General features: G+C 70.8%; 7 protein-coding genes and 1 pseudogene. 6 read left to right on the top strand and 2 right to left on the bottom strand.

Features of this window, described 5'->3' with window-relative positions; translation table 11 throughout:
• Window positions 1-71 precede the first annotated feature (71 nt).
• Together ACFXB5_RS50695 and ACFXB5_RS50690 are read right to left on the bottom strand one after the other, a co-directional pair.
• A complete protein-coding gene (locus ACFXB5_RS50695; protein ID WP_385222139.1) occupies window positions 72-971 on the bottom strand; it encodes an SCO1860 family LAETG-anchored protein in 900 nt (299 codons plus the stop codon).
• Between the two features lie 258 nt (window positions 972-1,229).
• Window positions 1,230-2,339 (bottom strand): amidohydrolase family protein, encoded by a 1,110-nt coding sequence (locus tag ACFXB5_RS50690; RefSeq protein ID WP_385222137.1) that lies wholly within the window; start codon window positions 2,337-2,339, stop codon window positions 1,230-1,232.
• A gap of 346 nt (window positions 2,340-2,685) precedes the next feature.
• Between ACFXB5_RS50690 and ACFXB5_RS50685 the strand changes: the two are divergent.
• The 6 genes and pseudogenes from ACFXB5_RS50685 to ACFXB5_RS50660 form a co-directional block, all read left to right on the top strand.
• Window positions 2,686-3,246 (top strand): annotated as a pseudogene (locus ACFXB5_RS50685) (SigE family RNA polymerase sigma factor); the annotation flags it as partial.
• A 122-nt stretch (window positions 3,247-3,368) separates the two neighbouring features.
• On the top strand, window positions 3,369-4,238 hold the full coding sequence (locus tag ACFXB5_RS50680; protein WP_385222134.1) for a hypothetical protein: 870 nt from the start codon (window positions 3,369-3,371) through the stop codon (window positions 4,236-4,238).
• Between the two features lie 319 nt (window positions 4,239-4,557).
• Window positions 4,558-5,109, top strand: coding sequence for a diaminobutyrate acetyltransferase (ectA, locus tag ACFXB5_RS50675; RefSeq protein ID WP_385222132.1), 552 nt, complete (start codon window positions 4,558-4,560; stop codon window positions 5,107-5,109).
• Window positions 5,110-5,183: 74 nt separating this feature from the next.
• Window positions 5,184-6,446: a diaminobutyrate--2-oxoglutarate transaminase gene (gene ectB / locus ACFXB5_RS50670; protein ID WP_385222129.1), complete on the top strand. Its 1,263-nt coding sequence runs from the start codon at window positions 5,184-5,186 to the stop codon at window positions 6,444-6,446.
• 40 nt (window positions 6,447-6,486) lie between these two features.
• Window positions 6,487-6,891: an ectoine synthase gene (locus ACFXB5_RS50665; RefSeq protein WP_385222127.1), complete on the top strand. Its 405-nt coding sequence runs from the start codon at window positions 6,487-6,489 to the stop codon at window positions 6,889-6,891.
• A 4-nt stretch (window positions 6,892-6,895) separates the two neighbouring features.
• A partial coding sequence (locus ACFXB5_RS50660) for a phytanoyl-CoA dioxygenase family protein (protein ID WP_385222124.1) occupies window positions 6,896-7,305 on the top strand: 410 nt, incomplete at its 3' end.

Here is a 7,305-nt window from a genome sequence, read left to right as displayed (position 1 = left end):
GGCCCCGGCGCCCGCCCCGGCCCCGGCACCCGCGCCGGGGTGGCGCGAGTGCCGGGCCCAACGGACCAGCGTCAGGCGGCGTCGCCGCGGGTGGTGGCGGCTCGGCGGCGGCGGGCCAGGACGACGGCGCCGCCGCCCACGGCCAGTAGGAGGGCGCCACCGGCCACCAGGTACGGCGTGGCCGAGCTGCCGCCGGTCTCGGCCAAGTGCTCCGGCTTGGGCTCAGGCTTGGTCTGGGAGCCCACGCTCGGGCTGGGCTCGACCGCCGCGGCCACGGGCGACTCACAGGTCGCCCGGGCGAGGGTGACCTGCCCCTCGACCTCCGAGACGTTCAGCTTGAGCGGGTTCACGGAGACCTTCAGGTTGAGGGCCGTGGCCGCCGCCGTGCGCGAGGTGGTGGCCGTCCGCGACAGGTCGAGCCGGACCTGGCCGAGCGACGGCACATCCACTGTGGTGGTGCCGCTCGCGCGCAGGGTGACCTTCTGACCGAGCACGCTGACGCTGCCGAGCAGGTTGGAGTGGGCGGTCGGCCGCTTCCCGACGGCACACACCGCCTTCGAGGTCACCTGCTCGACCGTGATCAGCGGCACCGCGGCCAGGCCCGGGACATGCACCTGGGCGTTGACGAGGTTGGCGTACCCCTCGGCGCGCTGCTTGTCCGCGGCGGCCCGGGCGGTGGCCACATCGGCCCGCAGGACACTGAACGGCCGACCCCCGTCCACGCCGTCCAGGGTCGCGCTGAGCGCCGTCTTGCTGGCGGTCGCGGGCGCGTGCACATCGTTCAGCACGACCGAGAGCGGAGCCCTGAGGGTCTTGTTGAGCAGGGAGACATCGAGATCGGTGCGGAGCACGACCGCACCCGCCTTACCGGTGGTCGCACCGGTGTCGGCCTGCGCGGTCGTCGCGGGCAGCAGGCCCAGGACGGAGACCGCGGCAGCGGCGGTGGCGGCCGCCAGACGGCGGGTGGGCATGCCGAAGTAGGTGTTACTGGAACAGGACACGTGAGTGGACCCCCACAGGAGACATGGAGCCGCCGGCGCCTGCCGCGGGGGACTCCACGGGCGCCGACGGCCTCGACCACGCCATATTTGCGCACCGACGGTAAACAGGCAGACACATGATGTCCGTTCATCCCAAAGGGTGTGGTTCGCCGCCCAGTTCGAACCACGTTCCCTTCCGGCACCCCTCGCCCCACCTGTCCCCCGCCCGTATCGGCCCCGCATACCCCGTCAGCCGACGACCCGCCCCCGCAGCACCACCCGCCGCGGCGTCGTCAGCACCCGCACATCGGTGCGCGGATCCGCTTCGTAGACGACGAGATCGGCGGAGGCGCCCTCGGCCAGCCCCGGCCGCCCGAGCCAGTCCCGTGCCTCCCAGGTCGCCGCCGAGAGCGCGTCCCGCACCGGGATGCCCGCCTTCACCAGTTCGGCGACCTCCTGCCCGACCAGTCCATGGGCCAGGCCGCCGCCCGCGTCGGTGCCGGTGTAGATCGGGATGCCCGCGTCGTAGGCCGCCCGCACCGTCTCGTAGCGGCGGGCGTGCAGCCGCCGCATATGGTCGGCCCAGCGCGGGAACCTCGCCTCGCCGCCCAGCGCCAGCCGGGGAAAGGTGGCGATGTTGACCAGGGTCGGCACGATCGCGACGCCCCGCTCGGCGAACAGCGGGATGGTCTCCTCGGTGAGCCCGGTGGCGTGCTCGATGCAGTCGATCCCCGCCTCGACCAGCGGGGCGAGGCTCTCCTCGGCGAAACAGTGCGCCGTGACCCGCGCGCCCAGCCGGTGCGCCTCCGCGATGGCCTCCTCGACCGCGCCGCGCGGCCAGCAGAACCCCAGGTCGCCGGTCTCCCGGTCGATCCAGTCGCCGACCAGCTTGACCCAGCCGTCGCCGCGCCGCGCCTCCGCGGCCACATAGGCGACCAGGTCCTCGGGCTCGATCTCATGCGCGTAGTTGCGGATGTAGCGCTTGGTGCGGGCGATATGGCGGCCGGCCCGGATGATGCGGGGCAGGTCCTCGCGGTCGTCGATCCAGCGGGTGTCGGCCGGCGATCCGGCGTCCCGCAGCAGCAGCGCCCCGGCGTCCCGGTCGGTCAGCGCCTGTTTCTCGCTCGTCGAGTCGTCCACCGCCCCATGGGCGTCGAGTCCGACATGGCAGTGGGCGTCGACGAGGCCGGGCAGCACCCAGCCCTCGATCAGCCTGATGTCCCTGGCCCCGGACGGCCGATCGAAGGTGATCCTGCCGTCGACCACCCACAGCTCGTCCCGTACGTCCCCGGCAGCGTCGCCGGTGTCCGGTCCGACCAGGACCCGGCCCTTGATGTGGAGCACCGCGCTATCCCTCATGCAACGCACTGTACGAGACCGGGGCAGGGCGTTGACCGGCCAATTCCCATCAGCGGGAACGGCGCCACTCGAACAACATGCGGAGCGCTGCTACGCTCACGCAACCCACCGGACGAGCCGCAGTGAGGAGGTCCTCGTGAGCGCTCCCGCCGATGACGCGGCCGCCTCGGGCACCGCGCGAGCCGTACGGATGGACGCGGCGCGCATGACGGACCCGTCATGGGATCCGGGGGACCCGGGAGACGTCTCCCCGCGGGCTCCCGACGCGCCGGAGGGCCCCGACGGCTTACCGGCCGAGGCCCTGCCGGCCGACGTCGTGTCCGCTGCCGCCTTACCGGCCGGCGCTCTGCCGTCCGACGCCTTACCGGCCGACCCACAGGCCGAGTTCCGGGACTTCTTCGAGCGGCACCACGCCGAGCTGGCCCGCCTCGCCCATCTGCTGCTCGGCAGCTCCGACGGGGCGGATGACCTCGCGGCCGACGCGCTGGTGGCGGTCTGGCACCAGTGGGACCGGGTGCGGGCCGCCGACCACCCGGCCGCGTACGCCCGGGGCGTGGTCGCCAACCTGGCCCGTTCCCGGATCCGCAGCCTGGTGCGCGAGCGGCGCCGCGTGGCGCTCTTCTCCTCGCAGCGCCCCGACCGCGTGGACGACCCGGATGTGTCCGCCGTGGTGGATGTGCAAGCCGCGCTGGTACGGCTGCCGTTCCGCAAGCGCGCGTGTGTGGTGCTGCGCCATGCCTTCGACCTCTCCGAGCGGGAGACGGCCCGTACGCTGGGCATTTCGGTGGGCACGGTCAAGAGCCAGACCTCACGCGGCATCGCCGAGCTGGAGCGGCTGCTCGGCCCTCCGGACGGCGATGACGAGGAGGATCTGTCCGCGGCGACCGAGGCCGAACGGACAGGGCGGACGGTACGAACGCTCCGCACCGGAAGCACGGGCCACACAGGCCACACGAGCCACACAGGGCCGGCCCGCCACTCCGGTCACATGGGCCACGCCGGGCACGCAGGAGCAGGAGGGGGCAGTTGATGATCGAGCATCGCGAGCGCCCCGAGAGCCGCGGCCGCTCCGAGGGCCGCGGCCACCCCGAGAGCCGTGATGTCGTCGCCGAGCTGCGTACGGCCGCCGCCTCCCATGAACCGGACCGGATCCGGATGCTGGCCAGGGTCACGGCGGGCATGGCGGCCGACGACCGGCGCCGCGCCCCGCGGACGAGCCCGCGCTGGACCCGGGTGGTGAGCCCGGTCGCCGGGCTGGCCGCCGCGGTGGCCGCGACGGGGATCGCGGTGGTGGCCACGGACGGTGCCGAGCGACCGCAGACGGTGCGCACCTCGAGCGAGCCCGTCGCGCCCCCGGCGGGCGCGGGCGCCGGCGCGGGCAGCGCGAGCGCGGACACGGACCGGCGGCCCGGGGACGAGCCGGACGCCGGGTCGCAGAGCGATGCTGAGCGGCACACTCCGAGCGCCTATCCCACCGCGGCCGGTCCAAACCACCTCGCCGAACCGACCGTGCGGTCCAAGGGCGCCATCAACAGCCATTCCAATCCGTACTGGGCGCAGAGCGACATCACGCTCACCACCGGCAGGCCGCTGACCTCGCTGACGGTGGAGCTGCGGGTGGCGGACACCGGGGGTGTGCGCTCCACCGGGTCCTGGAGCTCGCTGCCGACCGGCGATGTGACCACCGCCACCCATGTCGAGGACGGTGTGCTGGTCTACCGCTGGACGCTCCGGAAGGGCGCGACCGTGCCCCCGGGCCGGTACGTCCTCGCGGGGCAGTACAACCACGCCGAGGGCGACCGGAACACCGGCCGGGACGCGTACGCGGCCTCGGGCAACGGTGCCTCCGGGGCCTTCGCGGTGCGGGGCGACTTCCCTCAGTTCACCGTGGGAGATTGAATTCATAGCAGCTTGGCCAGAAATTCCCCGCGTTTTTCCGCTACTGCTTCCACATTCGTCTGCCCGCTTTTGTGATTCCTAAACACAAAATTTTTCACGGGATCCTGCCATCAAAATTCAAGCCGGTCACCAGCCAGTTACGCACATGTGACAGACTCCACACACGATCCGCTATGCCCCAGTAACTCCCCCACAAATCAAGGCCTTTCGGCCAACGGCCGCGCGCGCACACGCTCCCGCGTGATAACACATCGACCCCCCTCCGCGTAACCCCCCACCGCGATGCATTTTCTGATTCTGCTGGGTAAATTGAATTTGCATGACCGCCGCACAAGCAGACCTAGTCCGTAGCGAATTGGATTTGCCGGAGGGCCTGTCTCTCGACACTCCGCGCGTCGAGGACGGAGCCGCGATCTGGCGAATCGCTCGCGACTCCAAAACCCTGGACCTCAACTCCTCCTACAGCTACCTCCTGTGGTGCCGCGACTTCGCCGCCACATCCGTAGTGGCGCGCGACGCCGACGGCGGACCGGTCGGCTTCATCACCGGCTACGTCCGCCCCGAGCGCCCCGAGACCCTGGTCGTCTGGCAGGTCGCCGTCGACCACGCCTGGCGTGGCCGCGGATTGGCCGCCACCCTGCTGGACGGGCTGGTCGAGCGGGTCGTCGCGGCGGGCGTCCGCGGCATCGAGACGACGATCACCCCGGACAACACCGCCTCGAAGCGGCTGTTCACCTCGTTCGCGGAGCGGCACGAAGCCCCGCTCGAGAGTGAGGTGCTCTTCCACGGCGGTCTGTTCCCCGACGGTGCGCACGAGCCCGAGGTGCTCTACCGCATCGGTCCGGTCGGCCCGCGCGCCGCCCGGACCTGACCCCGACCTCGCCTCACCCCCGATCCCTCACCCCCCTCCTCACCCCCCTCACACCCCTCTCCCAGGAGAACGCTGTGACCATCACCCCGCCCGCCCTGAGCGTCTTCGAGGCCCTGGAGTCGGAGGTGCGCAGCTACTGCCGCGGTTGGCCTGCTGTCTTCGACCGCGCGCAGGGCAGCCACATGTACGACGAGGACGGCCACACCTACCTCGACTTCTTCGCCGGGGCCGGGTCGCTCAACTACGGCCACAACAACCCGGTGCTGAAACGAGCGCTGATCGACTACATCGAGCGTGACGGCGTCACCCACGGCCTGGACATGTCCACCACGGCCAAGCGCGCGTTCCTCGAGTCGTTCCAGAACAACATCCTGCGGCCGCGAGACCTGCCCTACAAGGTCATGTTCCCGGGCCCGACCGGCACCAACGCCGTCGAGGCCGCGCTCAAGCTGGCCCGTAAGGTCAAGGGCCGCGAGTCGATCGTCTCCTTCACCAACGCCTTCCACGGCATGTCGCTGGGCTCGCTGGCCGTGACCGGCAACGCCTTCAAGCGCGCCGGTGCGGGCATCCCGCTGGTCCACGGCACCCCGATGCCGTTCGACAACTACTTCGACGGCACGGTCGAGGACTTCCTGTGGTTCGAGCGGCTGCTGGAGGACCAGGGCTCCGGGCTCAACAAGCCCGCCGCCGTGATCGTCGAGACCGTGCAGGGCGAGGGCGGCGTCAACGTGGCCCGGCCCGAGTGGCTGCGCGCCCTGGCCGAGCTGTGCGAGCGCCAGGACATGCTGCTGATCGTCGACGACATCCAGATGGGCTGCGGCCGTACCGGCGCCTTCTTCTCCTTCGAGGAAGCGGGCATCACCCCGGACATCGTGACCGTCTCCAAGTCCATCAGCGGCTACGGCATGCCGATGTCGCTCGCCCTCTTCAAGCCCGAACTGGACATCTGGGAGCCCGGCGAGCACAACGGCACGTTCCGCGGCAACAACCCCGCGTTCGTCACCGCCGCCGCCACCCTGGACACCTACTGGGCGGACGGCCAGATGGAGAAGCAGACCCTCGCCCGCGGCGAGCAGGTCGAGCAGGCCCTGCGCGCCCTCTGCGAGGAGCAGTCCGGCACCCACTTCCGCGGCCGTGGCCTGGTGTGGGGCATCGAGTTCGAGGACAAGCCGCGCGCCTCGGCTGTCTGCAAGCGCGCCTTCGAACTCGGCCTGCTGGTCGAGACCTCCGGCCCCGAGAGCGAGGTCGTCAAGCTGCTGCCCGCGCTGACGATCTCCCCCGAAGACCTGGACGAGGGGCTGCGGACCCTCGCCCGCGCGGTCCGCGAGACCGCATAACTCTCCCGCACCGCAGAGAAGAGAAAGGCAAGTACTCACCGTGATCGTCCGATCCTTCAAGGACATCGAGGACACCGAGAGGCACGTCAAGTCCAAGTCCGGCACCTGGGAGAGCAAGCGCATCGTGCTCGCCCGGGAGGGCGTCGGCTTCTCGCTCCACGAGACCATCCTCTACGCGGGCACCGAGACGTCGATGTGGTACGCCAACCACATCGAGGCGGTGCTGTGTGTCGAGGGTGAGGCCGAGCTGACCAACGACGAGACCGGTGAGAAGCACTGGATCACGCCCGGCACCATGTACTTGCTGGACGGGCACGAGAAGCACACAATGCGCCCCAAGACGGACTTCCGGTGCGTTTGTGTCTTCAACCCGCCGATCACCGGACGGGAGGACCATGATGAGAACGGCGTATACCCGCTGATTACCGAGACCGAGGAGGCATGATCCGATGACCACGGTCACTGACCTGTACCCGACCCGTGGGGCCATGGAGGTGGCCACACCACGCGTGGACCCGGTGGTGTGGTCCGAGCCCGGGGCTCCGGGGCCGCTGCAACCGTCCGAGCTGAGCGATTTCGATCGCGACGGCTTCCTGGCGATCGACCAGCTGATCACTCCGGATGAGGTCGCGGTGTACCGCGCCGAACTGGACCGGCTGGTCACCGACCCGGACGTGCGCGCCGACGAACGCTCGATCATCGAGCCGAAGTCCAGGGACGTACGGTCGGTGTTCGAGGTGCATCGGATCAGCGAGGTCTTCGCGAACCTGGTGCGGGGCCCCCCCCGGGGGGGTGGCGCGCGCCCCAACCCCGGGGCCGCCCACGGGGTGCACCCACCCCCGCACAAACACAAAAACCC

It is taken from the genome of Streptomyces sp. NPDC059455 (assembly GCF_042750115.1).
GTDB classification, from domain to species: domain Bacteria; phylum Actinomycetota; class Actinomycetes; order Streptomycetales; family Streptomycetaceae; genus Streptomyces; species Streptomyces endocoffeicus.
The sequence above is the reverse complement of the archived record's forward strand: the minus strand, read 5'-3'. Positions and strand labels throughout refer to the sequence as shown.